18 protein-coding genes are annotated in these 17,117 nt (G+C 66.8%); 6 read left to right on the forward strand and 12 right to left on the reverse strand.

Going from position 1 to position 17,117, the window contains the following annotated elements; all coding sequences use genetic code 11:
* Positions 1–11: 11 nt before the first annotated feature.
* From rfbA to rfbD, 3 genes are read left to right on the forward strand one after another with little or no spacing between them, the layout of a single operon-like run.
* Positions 12–899 (forward strand): glucose-1-phosphate thymidylyltransferase RfbA, encoded by an 888-nt coding sequence (rfbA, locus tag RCF13_RS15190; RefSeq protein ID WP_065186261.1) that lies wholly within the window; start codon positions 12–14, stop codon positions 897–899.
* On the forward strand, positions 896–1,453 hold the full coding sequence (rfbC, locus tag RCF13_RS15195) for a dTDP-4-dehydrorhamnose 3,5-epimerase (RefSeq protein WP_134967769.1): 558 nt from the start codon (positions 896–898) through the stop codon (positions 1,451–1,453). Before rfbA ends, rfbC begins: the two co-directional genes overlap by 4 nt.
* Positions 1,450–2,343, forward strand: a complete 894-nt coding sequence (gene rfbD / locus RCF13_RS15200) for a dTDP-4-dehydrorhamnose reductase (protein WP_134967770.1) — start codon at positions 1,450–1,452, stop codon at positions 2,341–2,343. The genes rfbC and rfbD overlap by 4 nt, the downstream gene beginning before the upstream one ends.
* 75 nt (positions 2,344–2,418) lie before the next feature.
* On the opposite strand, the gene RCF13_RS15205 is transcribed toward rfbD, so the two are convergent.
* From RCF13_RS15205 to RCF13_RS15240, 8 genes are all read right to left on the reverse strand, one after another.
* A complete protein-coding gene (locus tag RCF13_RS15205; protein ID WP_134967771.1) occupies positions 2,419–3,822 on the reverse strand; it encodes a mannose-1-phosphate guanylyltransferase/mannose-6-phosphate isomerase in 1,404 nt (467 codons plus the stop codon).
* An 11-nt stretch (positions 3,823–3,833) separates the two neighbouring features.
* Complete coding sequence (locus tag RCF13_RS15210; RefSeq protein WP_134967772.1) at positions 3,834–5,180, reverse strand: phosphomannomutase; 1,347 nt, start codon at positions 5,178–5,180, stop codon at positions 3,834–3,836.
* Positions 5,181–5,267: 87 nt separating this feature from the next.
* Positions 5,268–5,660, reverse strand: a complete 393-nt coding sequence (locus RCF13_RS15215; protein ID WP_134967773.1) for a GtrA family protein — start codon at positions 5,658–5,660, stop codon at positions 5,268–5,270.
* Positions 5,657–6,943: an NAD(P)/FAD-dependent oxidoreductase gene (locus RCF13_RS15220; protein ID WP_134967774.1), complete on the reverse strand. Its 1,287-nt coding sequence runs from the start codon at positions 6,941–6,943 to the stop codon at positions 5,657–5,659. The genes RCF13_RS15215 and RCF13_RS15220 overlap by 4 nt, the downstream gene beginning before the upstream one ends.
* Before the next feature lie 2 nt (positions 6,944–6,945).
* Positions 6,946–7,893: an NAD-dependent epimerase/dehydratase family protein gene (locus RCF13_RS15225; RefSeq protein WP_198994656.1), complete on the reverse strand. Its 948-nt coding sequence runs from the start codon at positions 7,891–7,893 to the stop codon at positions 6,946–6,948.
* 8 nt (positions 7,894–7,901) lie between these two features.
* Positions 7,902–8,639 (reverse strand): SDR family oxidoreductase, encoded by a 738-nt coding sequence (locus tag RCF13_RS15230; protein ID WP_134967775.1) that lies wholly within the window; start codon positions 8,637–8,639, stop codon positions 7,902–7,904.
* A gap of 2 nt (positions 8,640–8,641) precedes the next feature.
* On the reverse strand, positions 8,642–9,946 hold the full coding sequence (locus RCF13_RS15235) for an FAD-binding oxidoreductase (protein WP_134967776.1): 1,305 nt from the start codon (positions 9,944–9,946) through the stop codon (positions 8,642–8,644).
* Positions 9,946–11,388, reverse strand: a complete 1,443-nt coding sequence (locus RCF13_RS15240) for a UbiA family prenyltransferase (protein ID WP_134967777.1) — start codon at positions 11,386–11,388, stop codon at positions 9,946–9,948. The genes RCF13_RS15235 and RCF13_RS15240 overlap by 1 nt, the downstream gene beginning before the upstream one ends.
* Positions 11,389–11,560: 172 nt before the next feature.
* On the opposite strand from RCF13_RS15240, the gene RCF13_RS15245 reads away from it, so the two are divergent.
* From RCF13_RS15245 to RCF13_RS15255, 3 genes are read left to right on the forward strand one after another with little or no spacing between them, the layout of a single operon-like run.
* Positions 11,561–12,292 carry a CoA transferase subunit A gene (locus RCF13_RS15245; RefSeq protein WP_049465322.1) on the forward strand — a complete coding sequence of 244 codons (732 nt, stop codon included), beginning with the start codon at positions 11,561–11,563 and terminating at the stop codon, positions 12,290–12,292.
* A gap of 1 nt (position 12,293) precedes the next feature.
* Complete coding sequence (locus RCF13_RS15250; RefSeq protein ID WP_134967778.1) at positions 12,294–12,926, forward strand: CoA transferase subunit B; 633 nt, start codon at positions 12,294–12,296, stop codon at positions 12,924–12,926.
* Positions 12,927–12,974: 48 nt separating this feature from the next.
* Positions 12,975–13,562, forward strand: a complete 588-nt coding sequence (locus RCF13_RS15255) for an alpha-ketoglutarate-dependent dioxygenase AlkB (protein WP_134967779.1) — start codon at positions 12,975–12,977, stop codon at positions 13,560–13,562.
* A gap of 4 nt (positions 13,563–13,566) precedes the next feature.
* Here RCF13_RS15255 and RCF13_RS15260 read toward each other — a convergent pair whose 3' ends face one another.
* Genes RCF13_RS15260 through RCF13_RS15275 form a run of 4 tightly spaced genes read right to left on the reverse strand, consistent with a single transcriptional unit; the run spans position 13,567 to position 17,085 of the window.
* Positions 13,567–14,208 carry an ABC-type transport auxiliary lipoprotein family protein gene (locus RCF13_RS15260; protein WP_049440685.1) on the reverse strand — a complete coding sequence of 214 codons (642 nt, stop codon included), beginning with the start codon at positions 14,206–14,208 and terminating at the stop codon, positions 13,567–13,569.
* Positions 14,205–15,131 (reverse strand): MlaD family protein, encoded by a 927-nt coding sequence (locus tag RCF13_RS15265; protein ID WP_005415199.1) that lies wholly within the window; start codon positions 15,129–15,131, stop codon positions 14,205–14,207. The genes RCF13_RS15260 and RCF13_RS15265 overlap by 4 nt, the downstream gene beginning before the upstream one ends.
* Positions 15,132–15,134: 3 nt before the next feature.
* On the reverse strand, positions 15,135–15,962 hold the full coding sequence (locus RCF13_RS15270; RefSeq protein ID WP_061480218.1) for an ABC transporter ATP-binding protein: 828 nt from the start codon (positions 15,960–15,962) through the stop codon (positions 15,135–15,137).
* Between the two features lies 1 nt (position 15,963).
* Positions 15,964–17,085 carry an ABC transporter permease gene (locus tag RCF13_RS15275; protein ID WP_134967780.1) on the reverse strand — a complete coding sequence of 374 codons (1,122 nt, stop codon included), beginning with the start codon at positions 17,083–17,085 and terminating at the stop codon, positions 15,964–15,966.
* Positions 17,086–17,117 lie beyond the last annotated feature (32 nt).

A 17,117-nucleotide genomic window follows, 5' to 3' on the forward strand; every position in this document is an offset into this window, starting at 1 on the left:
CTGGAGACGACATGACGCAGCGTAAAGGCATCATTCTGGCTGGTGGCTCCGGCACCCGGCTGTATCCGATCACCAAGGGCGTCAGCAAGCAGCTGCTGCCGGTGTACGACAAGCCGATGATCTACTACCCGCTCAGCGTGCTGATGCTGGCGGGCATCCGCGAAGTGCTGATCATCAACACTCCGCACGAGCAGGCGCTTTTCCAGCAGCTGCTGGGCGACGGCTCGCAGTGGGGCATGGACATCCAGTACGCGGTGCAGCCGAGTCCGGACGGCCTGGCTCAGGCCTACCTGATCGGCCGTGATTTCGTCGCCGGCAAGCCGAGCTGCCTGGTGCTGGGCGACAACATCTTCCACGGCCATGGCCTGCGCGACGTACTCAAGCGCGCCGATGAGCGCGTGGAAGGTTCCACGGTGTTCGGTTACTGGGTCAATGACCCGGAGCGCTATGGCGTGGCCGAGTTCGACAAGAGTGGCAAGGTCATCGACCTGGTCGAGAAGCCGGAGAAACCGCGCTCGAACTACGCAGTGACCGGCCTGTACTTCTACGACGGCAATGCCAGCGCGCATGCGGCCGAACTCAAGCCGTCGCCGCGTGGTGAGCTGGAAATCACCGATCTCAACAAGCGCTACCTGGCCGAAGGCAACCTGCATCTGGAAGCGCTGGGCCGTGGCTACGCCTGGCTGGACACCGGTACTCATCAGTCGCTGCTGGAGGCGTCCAACTTCATCGAGACCATCCAGACTCGCCAGGGCCTGCAGGTCTGCTGCCCGGAAGAAATCGCGTTCGGCAAGGGCTGGATCAGTGCCGAGCAGCTGGAAGCACTGGCTGCGCCGCTGATCAAGAATGGCTACGGCCAGTACTTGCACACGCTGGCCCAGCGCGGAGTGGTTCCGTGAAAGTGATCGAGACGTCACTGCCGGGGTGCCGGGTCATCGAGCCGGCGGTGTTCGGCGACGAACGTGGCTTCTTCTACGAAACCTGGAACGCCGAGCGCTTCGCTGCATTGGGCCTGCCGGAGCGCTTCGTGCAGAGCAATGTCTCCACCTCTGCCAAGGGCGTGCTGCGTGGCCTGCATTACCAGTGGCCGCGCCCGCAGGGCAAGCTGGTGACCGTGCTGGAGGGCGAGGTCTACGACGTCGCCGTGGATATCCGCCGCGGCTCGCCGACCTTCGGGCGTTGGGAAGCGGTGGTACTGAGCGCAGAAAACAGGCGGCAGTTCTGGATTCCGGAAGGCTTCGCCCACGGATTCGCCGTGCTGTCCGAGCGCGCTCTGTTCAGCTATCTGTGCACGGATGTCTACGTCAAGGAAGCCGATGCGGGTATCCGCTGGAACGACGCTGACATCGCCGTGGACTGGCCGGTCAGTGCACCGACGTTGTCGGCCAAGGACGAGAACGCGCCGTTCCTGAAGGACATCGCCGAAGACCGCCTGCCGGTCTACGTGCCATGACCGTTCTGGTCTTCGGTGGCAACGGCCAGGTCGGCCAGGAGCTGCTGCGCGCGCTGGCGCCGCTGGGCAAGGTGGTCGCGACCACCCGCAGCGGCACTCTGCCGGATGGCAGCACCTGCGAAACCGCCGATTTCGGCCAGCCCGACAGCCTGCCTGCCTTGCTGGACCGCGTGCAGCCGTCGCTGGTGGTCAATGCGGCCGCTTACACCGCCGTTGACCGCGCAGAGCAGGACGCTGATGCGGCCTTCGCCGCCAACGCGCAGGCACCGGGCGTGATCGCGCGCTGGTGCGCGGCCCGCGGCGTGCCGTTCGTGCACTATTCGACCGACTACGTGTTCGATGGCCAGGGCAGCGCGCCCTACCGCGAGGACGAGCCGACCGCACCGCTGGGCGTGTATGGCACCAGCAAGCGCGACGGCGAGGACGCGGTGCGTGCCGCAGGCGGGCGCCACCTGATCTTCCGCACGGCATGGGTGTATGCCTCGCATGGCGCGAACTTTCTGCGCACCATGCTGCGCGTGGGCGCCGAGCGCAATGCGTTGCGGGTGGTGGCCGACCAGGTCGGCACGCCGACGCCGGCCGCGCTGATCGCCGATGTCACCTTGCAGGCGCTGCAGCATCCGGGGCAGTTGTCGGGTACCTGGCACCTGACCGCCAGCGGCCAGACCAGCTGGCATGGTTTTGCCGAGGCGATCTTCGCCGAAGCGTTGGCCACCGGCGTGTTGGCCAAAGTGCCGACGGTCGAGGCGATTCCCAGCTCGGAGTATCCGACCCCGGCCAAGCGTCCGGCCTGGTCGGTACTGGACAACCGCAAGCTGCAGCAGGATTTCGGCATCGTACTGCCGAGTTGGCAGGATGGCCTGAAGCGGGTGATGGCGGAGATTGCCTGACCCGGCAGACGGCGTGCCGACCAACGGTCGGCACCCACCCCGACCAACGGTCGGTCGCCTCCAGCGGGCGCCGGGTCAGCTGCGCCCGTAGGTATCCTCGAAGCGCACGATGTCGTCCTCGCCAAGGTAGCTGCCGGACTGCACTTCGATCAGTTCCAGCGGCAGCTTGCCCGGGTTGCGCAGGCGATGGGTCACGCCCAGCGGAATGTACGTGCTCTGGTTCTCGCTGAGCAGGATCACTTCATCGCCACGGGTCACTTCGGCGGTACCGCTGACCACGATCCAGTGCTCGGCGCGATGGTGGTGCATCTGCAGGCTCAGGGTGCCACCGGGCTTGACCGTGATCCGCTTCACCTGGAAGCGCTCGCCGTTGTCGATCGAATCGTAGGCGCCCCACGGGCGATAGACCTTGCGATGCCAGGTGGCCTCGCTGCGGCCTTCGGCCTTCAGCTGTGCCACCACGGTCTTGACCTCCTGCATGCGGTCGGCCTTGCCCACCAGCACCGCATCGTCGGTCTCGACCACGATCACGTCATCGAGGCCGACCATGGCCACCAGGCGCTGGCCGTAGGCATAGGTATTGCGGCAGTCGATGGCGATCACGTCGCCCTGGTGCGCATTGCCATCGCCGTCCTGCTGCGAGACATCGCGCAGCGCGGTCCACGAACCCACATCGTTCCAGCCGGCATCCAGTGGAATCACCACCGCATCGGCAGTCTTCTCCATCACTGCATAGTCGATCGAATCGGACGGAACGGCAGTGAAGGCATCCTTGTCCAGGCGGGTGAAGTCGGCATCGCGGCGCGCCTGCTGCCAGGCCTGGCGGCTACCAGCCAGCATCGCGGGCTGGAAGCGTTCCAGCTCCTGCAGGTAGCGCGAGGCCTTGAACAGGAAGATGCCACTGTTCCAGTAATACTGGCCGCTGCTGACATAGCCGGTCGCGGTATCCAGGTCGGGCTTCTCGACGAAGCGCTCGACCGCACGCAGGCCCTGGCCATCGGCGGCCTTGATGTAGCCATAGCCGGTTTCCGGGCCGGTCGGCACGATACCGAAGGTCACCAGCTTGCCGGCCTCGGCAGCGCCGGCCGCCGCCTGTACGGCACTGCGGAACGCAGTCTCGTTGGTGATCACGTGGTCGGACGGCAGCACCAGCAGCAGGGCGTCGGCACCGTCGCGGGTGGCTTCCAGCGCGGCCACTGCGATCGCCGGGGCCGTGTTGCGGCCGATCGGCTCGAGGATGATCGCGGCCGGCTCGGCGCCAACCTGCTGCAGCTGCTCGGCGGCGACGAAACGGTGCTCTTCGTTGGCGATCACCAGCGGCCCGCGCGCGGCGATCGGCGCCACGCGCTTCCAGGTGGCCTGCAGCATCGTCAGTTCACCCGCCAGCGGCAGGAACTGCTTCGGGTACGCCTCGCGCGACAGCGGCCACAGGCGGGTACCGGATCCACCGGACAGGATGACGGGCTGGATGCTGCTCATGCGTTCCTCGGTTACTGCTGGATCAGGCGGGAGATGTCGTCGGTGCGCGCCTGCATCAGCGCTGCATCGCCGCGTGCTTCAACATTCAGGCGCAGCAGCGGCTCGGTGTTGGAGCTGCGCAGGTTGAAGCGCCAGTCGCCGAAGTCGGCACTGATGCCATCGGTGTGGTCCAGGGTGGGCGACTGCGCCGCGAAGTGCTCCATCACGCGCGCGACAGCGGCCTTTGCATCGGTGACCTTGAAGTTGATCTCGCCGCTGCAGGGGTAGGCCGCCATGCGGTCTTCGACCCAATCGGCCAGCGAGCGCCCGCTTTCGGAAACCAGCTGGGCGATCAGCAACCACGGGATCATGCCGGAGTCTGCATAGGCGAACTCGCGGAAGTAGTGGTGGGCGCTCATCTCGCCGCCGTACACCGCGTCTTCGGCGCGCATCTTTTCCTTGATGAAGGCATGGCCGCTCTTGCACTGCACCGGTACACCGCCGGCCTGCTCGACCATGTCCACGGTGTTCCAGACCAGGCGCGGGTCATGTACGACCTTGCCGCCCGGGTTGCGCGCCAGGATCGCCTTGGCCAGCAGGCCGACCAGGTAGTAGCCTTCGATGAAGCGGCCGGTGTGATCGAAGAAGAAGCAACGGTCGAAGTCACCATCCCAGGCAATGCCGAAATCGGCGCCGTGTTCGCGCACCGCGTCGGCAGTGGCGGCGCGGTTCTCCGGCAGCAGCGGGTTGGGAATGCCGTTGGGGAAGCTGCCGTCCGGTTCGTGGCAGATGCGGATGAATTCGAACGGCAGGTGCGGTGCCAGCAGGTCGACGATGGCACCGGCGCCGCCGTTGCCGGCGTTGACCACCAGCTTCAGTGGCCGCAGCTTACCAGCATCGACATAGCTCAGCAGATGCTGGATATACGCGCTCTTGTCGTGCTGGGCGCTCTGCGCGGCACGCGGCGGTTGCGCCGCGGACGTATCGGCGGCAACCGCATCGGAAATCGCGAACAGGCCAGTATCGGAGCTGATCGGCCGTGCGTTCTCCTTGACCAGCTTCATGCCGTTGTAGTCCATCGGGTTGTGGCTGGCGGTGACCATCACGCCGCCGGCCGCGCCCAGATGGTCGGTCTGGAAATAGACTTCTTCCGTGCCGCACAGGCCGATGTCGATCACCTCGCGCCCTGTACCGCGCAGGCCTGCGGCCAATGCGTCCTGCAGCGCGGGGCTGGTCAGGCGCACGTCGTGGCCGAGGACCACTGGACCGGGAGCGAGCTGCGCGGCCAAGGCGACGCCGATGCGGCGGGCCAGGTCTTCGTTCAGTTCTTCCGGCACACGGCCGCGGATGTCATAGGCCTTGAAGGCGGGCAGGGGCATTGATCGGGATCCTGGATGAGGTCAGCGCCGTAGTTTACGGCCACGGATGTGTGGGAACCGTTTTCTGGAAACAGCGTTCCCGGGCAGTCATCGGAACGACAGGTACTTGTGGCCGAAGTAGCTGGACACCACCGGCACCGCCACACCTACCACGTGGGCGATTTCCAGGCGCAGCACGTCCACGCCCAGCCATGGCAGCAGGTGGTAGGCCAGCAGGGTGGAGACCAGCCAGGTCTGGGCCACCGCGAACAGGTTGACCAGCCCGAAGTAGAACGCCGAGTGGTGCAGGGGGCGTGTGCTGCCGGAAAACACCAACCAGCGGGTCAGCACGAAGGCGGTGACCATGCCGGTGAGGTAGGCGGCGATGATCGCCGGGGTGAACGGCATCCAGTGGCTGTACAGCATGCGCGACAGGATGTTGGCCAGCGCAGCGGTGCCGCCGGCCAGCAGGAACAGCAGGAACGGGCGGGACAGGGTCACGCCACCGCCTCGCGGGCCATGGCACGCCCAAAGCCGATGCTCTCGGAGATACCGCGGTCTTCGGGGTAGTAGTGCGAGGTATCGGCCACCCACAGTCCTTCCACCGGCAGCCGGCGCGGCGGCAGCCGGTCCAGGAAGCCCGGCTCGCAGATCGGCTGCGCGTGGCGGTAGCGGCTGACCCGCACGTCAATGAAGTCATCTGCGCCCAGCTGCGGATTGATCATGCACAGGTAGCGGCGCACCTTGTCGGCGAACACCTCGTCGCTGTCGCCATAGCGCTCGTGCTCGCCGGGCATGTAGAACGGCACGTAGACGATATGTGCATCCATCGGGCGCAGGTTGGTGTATTCGACGATGCCGGGGATGTCCATGTCCGGGTCGTTGGTGTTGACCCAGAAATTGGCCGAGACCGGCCTGCGCAGCTTGGCGATCACGCAGACCACGGCGATGTTGTTCAGTGCGCGGAACGTCGCCAGGATCGCCTCCGGCAGGTCCGGCGCCAGGCGTGGCACGAACGGCAGCGGTACCGTGGAAATGACCTTGTCGAAGGGCAGATGCTCGCCGCCGACCTGGACGCCGCGCACGCGGCCTTCCTCGATCACGATGCGTTGCACCGGGCTGGACAGCCGCACCTCGCCACCATGGCGCTGGATGTCCGCGTGCAGGGCATCGAGCAGGGTGGATGAACCCCCTTCCAGATACCCGAGCTTTTCGCGCATCAGGCTGTAACGGGAGCGCCCGATGCGCCGGATCCGGCTCCAGATCCAGGCCGCGGACAGGTTGCCGGCATAGTCGTAGAACTTGTAGTCGAACAACCGGCGCCACAGCGTTTCATAGGCTTCGGCGCCAACCCAGCGGCGGATCCAGGACGAGGCTTCAACGTGGTCCAGCGGGCGCCAGTCGTTGCGGCGCGTGCACACGAAAGCATGCAGGCCGTAACGGATCTTGGCCATCAGCCCCAGGCCCCTGAAGCGCAGCAGGGCGATCGGGTTGCCCCAGGCCTGCAGGCGCTTGCCGAACCAGTAGCCCATGCGGGTCTCGGTCCAGCGCATGCGTTCGCCCAGCCCCAACTCGTCGAGTACGGCCAGGAAATCGTGATCGGAGGTGCAATGGAAGTGGTAGTAGCGCTCGATCGGCATGCCGCCGAAGTCGAAGCTCGCAGTCATTCCGCCAACGCGGTCATCGGCTTCGAACACCACGGGCTGATGGCCGTCGCGCGCCAGCTGGTAAGCCACGGCAAGACCCATGGGGCCGGCGCCGAGAACGGCGATGCGCTCGCTCATGATCAGAACTCCAGGGCGATGTCGCCGTACTCAGGGTCGTTGAAGGTGGCGTCGATGGCCTGCGCGAAGGGCGTCGGCCTTACGTTGAAGATCGAAGGCCAGTCGATGACTTCGAACTCATCATGGGCCACCAGCGCCTGCAGCTGCGCTGCTGTGAATGGTGGGTCGCGGTCGAACAGCGCCCAGGTCCTCAGCAGCAGGCGGAACAGGCGGTAGGGGATGTGCAGCAGCAGGGTGCGGGCACGCGTGCTGCGCTTGATCTGGCGGATGATGTCGATGTAGTCGACCTTCTCCAGGCCGGTGATGTTGTAGCGCTGACCCGCAATGCGCGAACGCAGGCAGCTGGCGATGATGGTGGCGAAATCGCCGGCATACAGTGGCTGGCGCATGTAGCGGCCATCGCCGGGAATCGGGAATACCGGAACCCTGCGCATGAATCGCGACAGCCATCCCAGGTGCTTGCGGTCGAACCAGCCGAACATCAGGGTCGGGCGCAGGATGACCGATGGAATGCCGCGCGCGGCGACCCGTTGCTCCTGCTCACGCTTGGTGCGGGTGTAGTCGTCATCGGCCACCGAACAGACCACCGAGGAACTGACGTGCACCGTGTAGGGCACGGCGTGGCGCTCGATGGCATCCAGGATGAGGTCGGTGGCAGTGATGTTGTTGCGCACGAATGGCAGCGGATCGGTGCCGCCGATCTGCGCCTGCAGCATCACCACGGCGTCGGCACCGGCGAAATGGCGCTCCCAGGCGCCAGGTTCGGCGAGGTCGGCGTGTTCGGTCACCACATCCGGATGCAGACGCGCGAGCACCCCGAGATTGGCAGCGTGCTTGTCGATCACCACCAGCCGGCGATAGCCCTGGCGCCTGAGGATGGCGACCAGGTTCTGGCCGACCAGGCCGGCACCACCGGGAATGATGATCTTCTGCTCCAGCACGGAGTCCATTGCAGTGCTCACAGCGAGATCCTGTTGAAGAGGGCCTGCGGCAGCAGGCGGATCACCGTCATGATCAACCGCCAGAAGCCCGGGGCATACAGCACCGGGGTGCCGCGGCCGATGCCGGCGACGATGCGGCGTGCGACCTGGTCCGGCGTTGCCCACAATGGGCCCTTGCGCAGGTGGGCCGTCATCGGCGTGTCTACGAAGCCGGGGCGGATGTCGACCACCGCCACACCCTGCTTGGCCAGGCGTTGGCGCAGGCCACTGAGGTAGGTGCTGACCGCAGCCTTGGCGGCGCCGTAGACGTAGTTGCTCTGGCGGCCGCGGTCACCGGCCACCGAAGTGATCACCGCCAGCGCGCCGCTGCCGGCGTCGGCCAGCCGATTGGCCGCAGGCCCCAGCAGGGCCAGGGTGGAGGTGCCATTGGTGGCGAACTCGGCCATGCAGGCTTCCACCGAGGCCTCACACGCTGCCTGGTCGGGCAGCGTGCCATGTGCAACCAGCACCACATCCACCCGTCCCAGCGCCTGCCAGGCCTGCGCCAGCAGCTCGGCGTGGGCGGCCAGATCGTTGATGTCCATCGAAGAAGTGTGCGTGGCGCGTGCACCGCGCACGCGCAGGTCGTCGGCGATGGCGGCGAGCCGTTCGGAACGGCGAGCGACCAGGAACAGCGCCGCGCCGCGTGCGGCGTAACGCCGCGCGACGGCTTCGGCGATCGCGGAGGTGGCGCCGATGATGAGGACGTTCTGCATGCTTACTCCGTGACCCGGCGCCAGAAGCCGGACGAGAAACGTGGATCGATGAATCGGCTGAAGTCCCGCCAGCGCGGGTACGCCTGCTGGAACGAGGCGGCGGTCATCCGCGCATCCTTGGCCGGGTACTGGGCACCGCCCGCGGCATCGACGATCTGGTCCAGGCGCTGCAGCAGGGCCCAGAGCGTCTCGCCGGTGTTGGGGAAGTCCAGGGCCAGGGTGGTACCCGGGCGCGGGAAGGACAACATGCCAAGGGACGGCCGCGTGCCGAACTGCTTGAGCACCGCCAGGAACGAACCCTGGCCACTGCGGGCGATTTCCTGCAACAGGGCGGGAACTCCATCTGCGGCCGCGTGCGGTGGCAGCACGCACTGGTACTGCACGAAGCCGGCCGGACCATACATCCGGTTCCACTGGCTGATGCCATCGAGCGGATAGAAAAAGGGCAGCAGGTGCGAGACCTGGCGTCGGCGTTGCGCCGGCTGGCGCCGGTAATAGAGCGTATTGAACGGGCGCAGGGTGAGCCGGTTGACCAGTGATATCGGGGGCGTCAGCGGCATCTTCCACTGCCGGCGGGGCGTGGCCGGGCGTTCGTCGACCGGTTGCACGGCATGGTTGGCACGGGTGAAATGCCCGCGGCCGAGGGCGCGGCCACGTGCCAGGCAGTCGATCCACGCCACACTGTACTCGTGGCTTTCGCTGCTGTCCTGTGACAGTGCGAAGAAGTCGGCCAGGCTGGAGAAACGGATGTTCTCCACCTCAAGGCTGCTGCCCGGCACGCGGCGCAGCTGCAACTCGGCATGGGTGACCAGTCCGGTCAGGCCAAGCCCACCGACGGTTGCTTCGAACCAACCGTCGCCATCGCCAGGCCGGCACACGCGGCGTTCGCCGTTGCTGCGCAGCAGCTCGAAGGACAGCACGTGGTGACCGAAGCTGCCGGCCAGATGATGATTCTTGCCATGCACATCATTGCCGATCGCACCGCCCACGGTGACGTGACGCGTGCCTGGGGTAACCGGCAGGAACCAGCCTTGCGGCAGAACGAGCGCGATGATCTCACCCAGGGTGACGCCAGCTTCGCAGTGCAGCCGTCCGCTGGGCGGGTCAAAGGCGATGAAGCGGTCCAGACCGCGACAGTCCAGCAGGGTGGCCCCCGGATTCTGGCAGCTGTCGCCATAGCTGCGTCCGTTACCATGCGGCAGCGCAGTGCCCTCGAAGGTTGGCAGCGTGGCGAGCCGATCGTGCACCCTGACCAGCGACTGCGGCGCGCGCGGATATCGCCCCCAGGAATGCGCGTCGGCCCGCATCAGATCGCCACCAGGGCAAACCCGGCGCACAGCACGGCCACCACCTGGCTGGGCCGATCCGTGGCGGCAAACACGATCGGGTCATCGTGCATGTTGCCGCGATGCGCGATCACCCAGGCGCGGCTGACCCAGTACAGCAGGACCGGGCAGATGAACCACAGCAGCTTCGGGTTGCGGTACAGCTCCACGCTATCGGGGCTGTTGATGTACAGCGCCATCACCAGGACGGCGCAGTAGCCGGCGGCCGCGCCCAGCGACTGCAGCAGCGGCAGGTCTTCCACGCCGTAGCCACGGCCGTTGGCGCGGGTCTTGCCACGTGCCAGCACCGCGTGCAGTTCGGTATAGCGCTTGAGCAGTGCCAGCGAGAGGAAAATGAACATGCTGAAGGCCAGCAGCCAGAACGACAGTTCCGCACCGATGGCCACGGTTCCGCCGATGATGCGCAGGGTGTAGAGGCTGGCCAGCAGGACCACGTCGAGCATGACGATGCGCTTCAGGCGCAACGAGTAGGCGACGGTCAGCGCGTAGTAGCCCGCCAGCACTGCGGCGAATGCCGGGCTGCAGGCCAGTGCAACGGCCAGCCCGCACAGCGTCAGCAGCGGGCCTGCAACCAGGCCGTGCAGCAGCGGCAAGCGACCGGCAGCAAAAGGGCGATGGCGCTTGCGCGGATGCCGGCGATCTGCATCAAGGTCGAGCAGGTCGTTGAGGACATAGACGCCGGAGGCGCACAGGCTGAAGGCCGCAAAGGCCAGCAGCGCATCGGCCACTGCCGGTGCTTCCAGGAAGCGGTGGGCGGTCAACAGCGGAACGAACACCAGCAGGTTCTTCAGCCACTGGTGTGGCCGCAGCGCCTTCAACCATGCCTGCCGCCTGGATGTGGCGGGCCAGTGCCCCAGCAGCTGGGTGCGTTGTGCTGCGGCACCGGCCAGAGCGCTGCGATTGTTGACCACCCAGGCGCCTGCGGCGCGTGCCCAGACTGCCAGGTCGACCGTGCCATTGCCGGCGTAGTCGAAACCGCGCTCGCCAAACGCATCCACCAGGGCCTGCGCCTTGTTGGGGCCGGACAGGTTGCGCTGGCCGTCGCTGGCGATGACCTGTTCAAACAGGCCCAGATGTGCGGCGATCGGCGCGACCAGCAGCTGGTCCGAGGCGGTACACAGCACCCGCGGGCGCTGCGGCGTGTCGCGCAGCAGTTGCAGTACCTTTGGGTTGTACGGCAGGTGGCATGGATTGACGGTGGCGCGTGTAGCGATCTGCCGCTTCAGTGCGGCCTTGCCCTGCAGCAGCCAGAACGGCAGCAGGAACAGGTACAACGGATTGCGCGCCAACAGCACCAGCAGTGACTCATACAGGAGGTCCGTGTCCAGCAGCGTGCCGTCCAGGTCCACGCACAGGGCGCGGTCGTGGGCTGCAGGGGAGGGGGCAGGAGGCGCTGGGGGCATCGTTCGCGGGCTGACGCGGCGGGATCGACCATTGTATCCGCGTTGGGTCGTGGGCCAGAAAGCGGCATCCCGGCCCCGGGCCGCCGCATCCGCGCGGTTTGCTGCGCCGCAAACCCGTCGGATGCAGGCCTGCGGCTAGAATGCGCTTATCCATTCGCAGGGTACTACAGCAATGCAGCAATCGACTTCCGGCGGAAAGCGCGGCAAGCGCTTCGCCAGTGCGGCGGAGGCCCTGCAGGGGGTGGTCGCCGATGGGCAGACCCTGGCCGTGGGCGGCTTTGGCCTGTGCGGCATTCCCGAGGCGCTGATCGCTGCGCTGCGCGACAGTGGCGTCAAGGGCCTGACCGTGATCTCCAACAATGCCGGCGTCGATGGCTTCGGGCTGGGCCAGCTGCTGGAAACGCGGCAGATCAAGAAGATGATTTCGTCCTACGTGGGCGAGAACAAGGAATTCGAGCGGCAGTTCCTGGCCGGCGAGCTGGAACTGGAGTTCAACCCGCAGGGCACGCTGGCCGAGCGCCTGCGTGCCGGTGGCGCGGGTATTCCGGCGTTCTTCACCGCCACCGGCTACGGCACGGTGGTGGCCGAGGGCAAGGAAACCCGCGAGTTCGACGGCAAGCACTACGTGATGGAAACCGCGTTGCGCGCCGACGTGGCACTGGTCAAGGCCTGGAAGGCCGACGAGGCCGGCAACCTGGTGTTCCGCAAGACCGCACGCAACTTCAACCCGGCCTGTGCGATGGCCGGCAAGGTCTGCATCGTGGAGGTTGAAGAGGTCGTGCCGGTCGGCGCCATCGACCCGGACCAGGTGCACCTGCCGGGCATCTATGTGCACCGCATCGTGCACAACGCGCATCCTGAGAAGCGAATCGAACAGCGCACCATCCGCGCGGAGGGCAACTGACATGGCGTGGACCCGCGATGAAATGGCGGCCCGTGCCGCCCAGGAACTGACCGATGGCGCCTACGTGAACCTGGGCATCGGCCTGCCGACGCTGGTTGCCAACCACATTCCCGAAGGCGTGGATGTATGGCTGCAGTCGGAAAACGGCCTGCTCGGCATCGGCCCGTTCCCAACCGACGCTGAAGTCGACGCCGACCTGATCAATGCCGGCAAGCAGACGGTCACCGCACGTGCGGGCGCCAGCTACTTCGGCAGCCACGACAGCTTCGCGATGATCCGCGGTGGCCACGTCAACCTGGCCATCCTCGGTGCCATGCAGGTGACCCACAAGGGCGATCTGGCCAACTGGATGGTGCCCGGCAAGATGGTCAAGGGCATGGGCGGTGCGATGGACCTGGTGGCCGGCGTGCAGCGCGTGGTGGTGCTGATGGAGCACACCGCCAAAAACGGTGAGCACAAGATCCTGGCCGAATGCACGCTGCCGTTGACTGGCGTGGGCGTGGTCGACCGGATCATCACCGATCTGGCCGTGTTCGACGTGACTGACAAGGGCCTGCTGCTGGTGGAGGCCGCGCCGGGTGTCAGCGATCAAGAGCTGGAGGAAAAGACCGGCGTCGCGTTCCAGCGCGGCTGAGGCTGCAAGGGCGGCCAAGCGTGCCGCCCTGTTTCTTGAGGTGCCGCCATGCTGTTCCCCCACGACCTGCCCGACGCCGACGTCCAGTACCTGCCGGGCTGGCTGGCCGCTGCCGACGCCGACCGGCTCTTGGGAGCGCTGCTGGCCGACGTACCGTGGGAGGTCCACCGCATCCGTTTGTTCGGCAACTGGGTGGATTCGCCGCGGCTGAGCTGCTGGATCGGCGACCCGCAGGCCCGCTATCGCTATTCCGGTGCCGAGTTCGTGCCGCGCCCCTGGCCGCCTGTGTTGCAGGCCGTGCGTGAGCGCCTGCAGGCCGAAGGCCACGGTCGCTTCAACAGCGTGCTGCTGAACCGTTATCGCGGTGGCGGTGATTACATGGGCTGGCACAGCGATGACGAGCCGGAGCTGGGGCCGGCCCCGGTGATCGCGTCGCTGAGCCTGGGTGCGGCGCGCCGTTTCCTGCTGCGCCGACGCGACGATCCGGCGCGCAAGGCTGAATTCCTGCTCGGCCATGGCGATCTGCTGGTAATGGCGGGGCAGACGCAGAGGTTCTACCAGCACGCGCTTCCGAAGATGGCACGGGTGCAGGGTGAACGGATCAATCTGACGTTCCGCTGGATTGCGCCGCGCTGATCGATCAGCGCGCGACGTTAGGTTGGTCGGCCTGCCCGCTCACCAGCGTCCAGCCCACCACATCCTGTGCCAGCTGCTGCAGGCCGCGCTCGAACGCCGCGGTCACCGCCGGCACATCGGTGCTGCCGACCGGCTGCGCCTGGCGGAAGGTGCGGTCGGCCACCACGCGCTGGTCGGCGACGTGGATCAGCTTGGCGTTGACCTCGATCACCACGGTCGGCGTGGCTTGTCCCTGGTAATCCGATTCGAAGCGGCGCACGTCGGTGGACAGCTTGTAGTCGGCGCGGATGCCGGCAGTGCTGCGGGCCACGCCGCGGATGCGGCCGGAATCCTCGAAGCCGCGCAACAGGGTGTCCTCGATCATGTCGGTGGCCGGCTGCGCCCAGCTGGCCCCCTTGTAGATCTCCAGCTGCGAGGGCGTCGGCCGCACGTTGATGCGCGGGCTGTCGACCATGCGCGCGGCGCTGGGCTTGGCCAGCACCAGCTGCCAGCTGGCCTGCGGCCACGCCGGGTCCGCCTTGACCTGCACGGACGGCGAGTACAGCGTCACCGCGGTTTTCTCGCTGCTGCCGAGGATGGAGCAGCCGCCCAGCAGGGTGACCATCGAAGCGGCCAGCAGCAGGCGCGGAAGGGTGGTCGGGCTCATTTGGGTTCGAACTCCTTCGGTGCGTCGCGGCCCAGCAGGTAGCGCGCGGGGTTGTTCTCGAGGCGGTCGCTGACCCGGCGCAGGTCGCGGATCAGGCCGCGCAGTTCGGTCAGCGTCGGGCCCAGCTGGCCAAGGCCATCGTTGGCAAAGCTGTTGATCGCGGCGCGGTTCTCGCCAAGGATCGAATCGGCGTTGCCGGCGGCCGAATCGAGCTTGGCCAGGGTCGTGTCGAGCTTGTCGATGATGCCGGGCAGCTGCTGCACCAGGTTCCTGTCCAGGCGCTCGATGGTGCCGTTGGTGGTCTTCAGCGTGGTGTCCAGGCTGCGGGCGGCATCGCGCGCGCTGAGCAGCAGCGCCTGCGTGCCCTGGTCACGGTCGGCCAGGCCTCCGCTGATCGTCTCCAGGTTGGCCAGCGTGGCATTGATCGAGGCTACATTGCGGTCGCTGAGGATCTGGTCCATGCGCTCGACGATGCGGTTGGCCACGTCGGTGATGTTCTGCAGCGCCGAGGGCGTAGTTGGGATGATCGGTGCCGGATCCTTGTTGACCGTGGTCAGCGCCGGCGACTGCGGCGTGCCGCCGCTGAGCTGGATGATCGACGGGCCGGTCAGGCTGGTGATCGCCAGCTTGGCGCGGGTATCGGTCTTGACCGGCGTGTTGGAGTTCAGGCGGATGCGCGCGACCACCTGGCGCGGGTCGTCCGGCACCAGGTTCAGTTCGGTGATCGAGCCCACCGCGATGCCGTTGTACTGCACCGGGCTGCCCACCGACAGGCCGGTCACCGCTTCGCGGAAGACCACGCGGTACTCCTGCCAGGTGCGGTCGGAGGAGTATTTGGCCGCCCACAGGCCGAAGGCCAGCAGGGCCAGGCCAGTGATCAGGGTGAACGCGCCGATCAGCACGTAGTTGGCTTTGGTTTCCATGGCTCAGGCACTCTCGATCTGTTCGCCACGCGCGGCGCGCGCGCGGGGTCCGTGGAAGTATTCCTGGATCCACGGATGATCCAGTTTCTCGATGTCCGGCAGCGGCGCATTGGCCACCACCCTGCGGTCGGCCAGCACGGCCACGCGGTCGCAGATGGCGTACAGGGTGTCCAGGTCGTGGGTGATCAGGAACACGGTCAGCCCCAGCGCTTCCTGCAGCGTCTTGATCAGGCGGTCGAACGCCGCCGCGCCGATCGGGTCGAGGCCGGCGGTGGGTTCGTCCAGGAACAGCAACGGCGGATCCAGCGCCAGCGCCCGGGCCAGGCCGGCGCGCTTGCGCATGCCGCCGGACAGCTGCGAGGGCAGCTTGTTGATCGCGTCGGCGGGCAGGCCGGCCAGTTTCACTTTCAGCAGCGCCAGTTCGTAGTGCCAGCGCTCGGGCAGTTCGCGGTGGTGTTCCTTCAACGGCACCTGGACGTTCTCACCCACGGTCAGCGACGAGAACAGGGCACCGTCCTGGAACAGCACGCCGGTATTGCGTTCGATGTGCAGGCGGCTCTCGGCGTCGTCGGCACGCGCATCGCGGCCGAGGACTTCGATCTGCCCAGCATCCGGCACACGCAGGCCGAGGATCGAGCGCATCAGCACCGACTTGCCGGTGCCGGAGCCGCCGACCACGCCCAGGATCTCGCCGCGGCGTACGTCCAGATCCAGGTCTTCGTGCACGGTCTGGCTGCCGAAGCGGTTGACCAGGCCACGCACGCGGATGGCCAGTTCGTGGCCCTGGTCGTCGCGCATGTCGATGGATTCGGGTAGGGCGGATGTGCTCATGTCACCAGTCCATGTGCATGAACCACAACGCCGCGAAGGCGTCGATGATGATCACCAGCGAGATGGTCTGCACCACGCTGGAGGTGGTGCGTTCGCCCACCGACTGGGCGGTGCCTTCCACCTTCAGCCCTTCCAGGCAGCCGATCAGGCCGATCACCAGGGCGAATACCGGCGCCTTCGACAGGCCCACCAGCAGGTGCCGCACTTCCATCGTCTCGTGCATGCGCGCGATGTACATCTGCGGCGGGATGTCGAGGTCGAACGCACCGACGGTGATGCCGCCGGCCAGGCCGGCGATCATCGCGATGAAGGTCAGCAAGGGCAGGGTGACCAGCAGGGCGAGCAAGCGTGGCAGCACCAGCAGGTCGACCGGGTCCAGGCCCAGCGTACGCATCGCATCGATCTCCTCCCGTGCCTTCATCGCACCGATCTGCGCGGTGAACGCACTGGCGGTGCGGCCGGCCAGCACGATCGCGGTCAGCAGCACCGCGAACTCGCGCAGGAAGGCGATGTTGACCAGCTCGACCACGTAGATCTCGGCGCCGAAGTCGCGCAGGATGGTCGAGCCGAGGAACGCGATCACCGCACCCACCAGGTAGGACAACAGCGCCACCAGCGGCACCGCATCCAGCCCGACCTGCTCCATCTGATGCACGGTGGCGGTCAGCCGGAAGCGGCGCGGTTCCTTGACCAGCCGGGCCGCCTTGACCAGGTTCTCGCCAAGGAAGCTGCACAGCGCCTTGATATTGTGGCCGGTGGTGTGGACGCTGACGCCCAGCCGTTCCAGCGCGGCCAGCACACCGAAGTCGCGCTTGGGCTTGGGCCGGTCATCGGCCACTTCCTCGATGGTGCATACGAGCGCCTGGTGGTCCGCGCGGAACTGCAGTGCGTCTTCGTGGAGGTCGGCACGATGGGCCACGCGCAGTACCTGCAGCACGCCGGCCGAATCGAGCTGCTCGATGCCGGTGGCATCGATGCCGGTCAGCGCGTCGGGAACGCCGCGCAGGACTTCGGCCGCGGCCAGCGCGGTCTTCAAGGTCCAGGTGCCGGACAGGCGGATCAGGCCCGGGTCGTGGGCATCCTGTTCGAGCTGGGGGGCGTGGTTCGGGGTGACGTGGGCCATTCGGGTCGCAGCATAACCGTTCTGTATCGGGC

Source organism: Stenotrophomonas maltophilia group sp. RNC7, from assembly GCF_030910085.1.
In the GTDB taxonomy this organism is placed as follows: Bacteria; Pseudomonadota; Gammaproteobacteria; order Xanthomonadales; family Xanthomonadaceae; genus Stenotrophomonas; species Stenotrophomonas sepilia.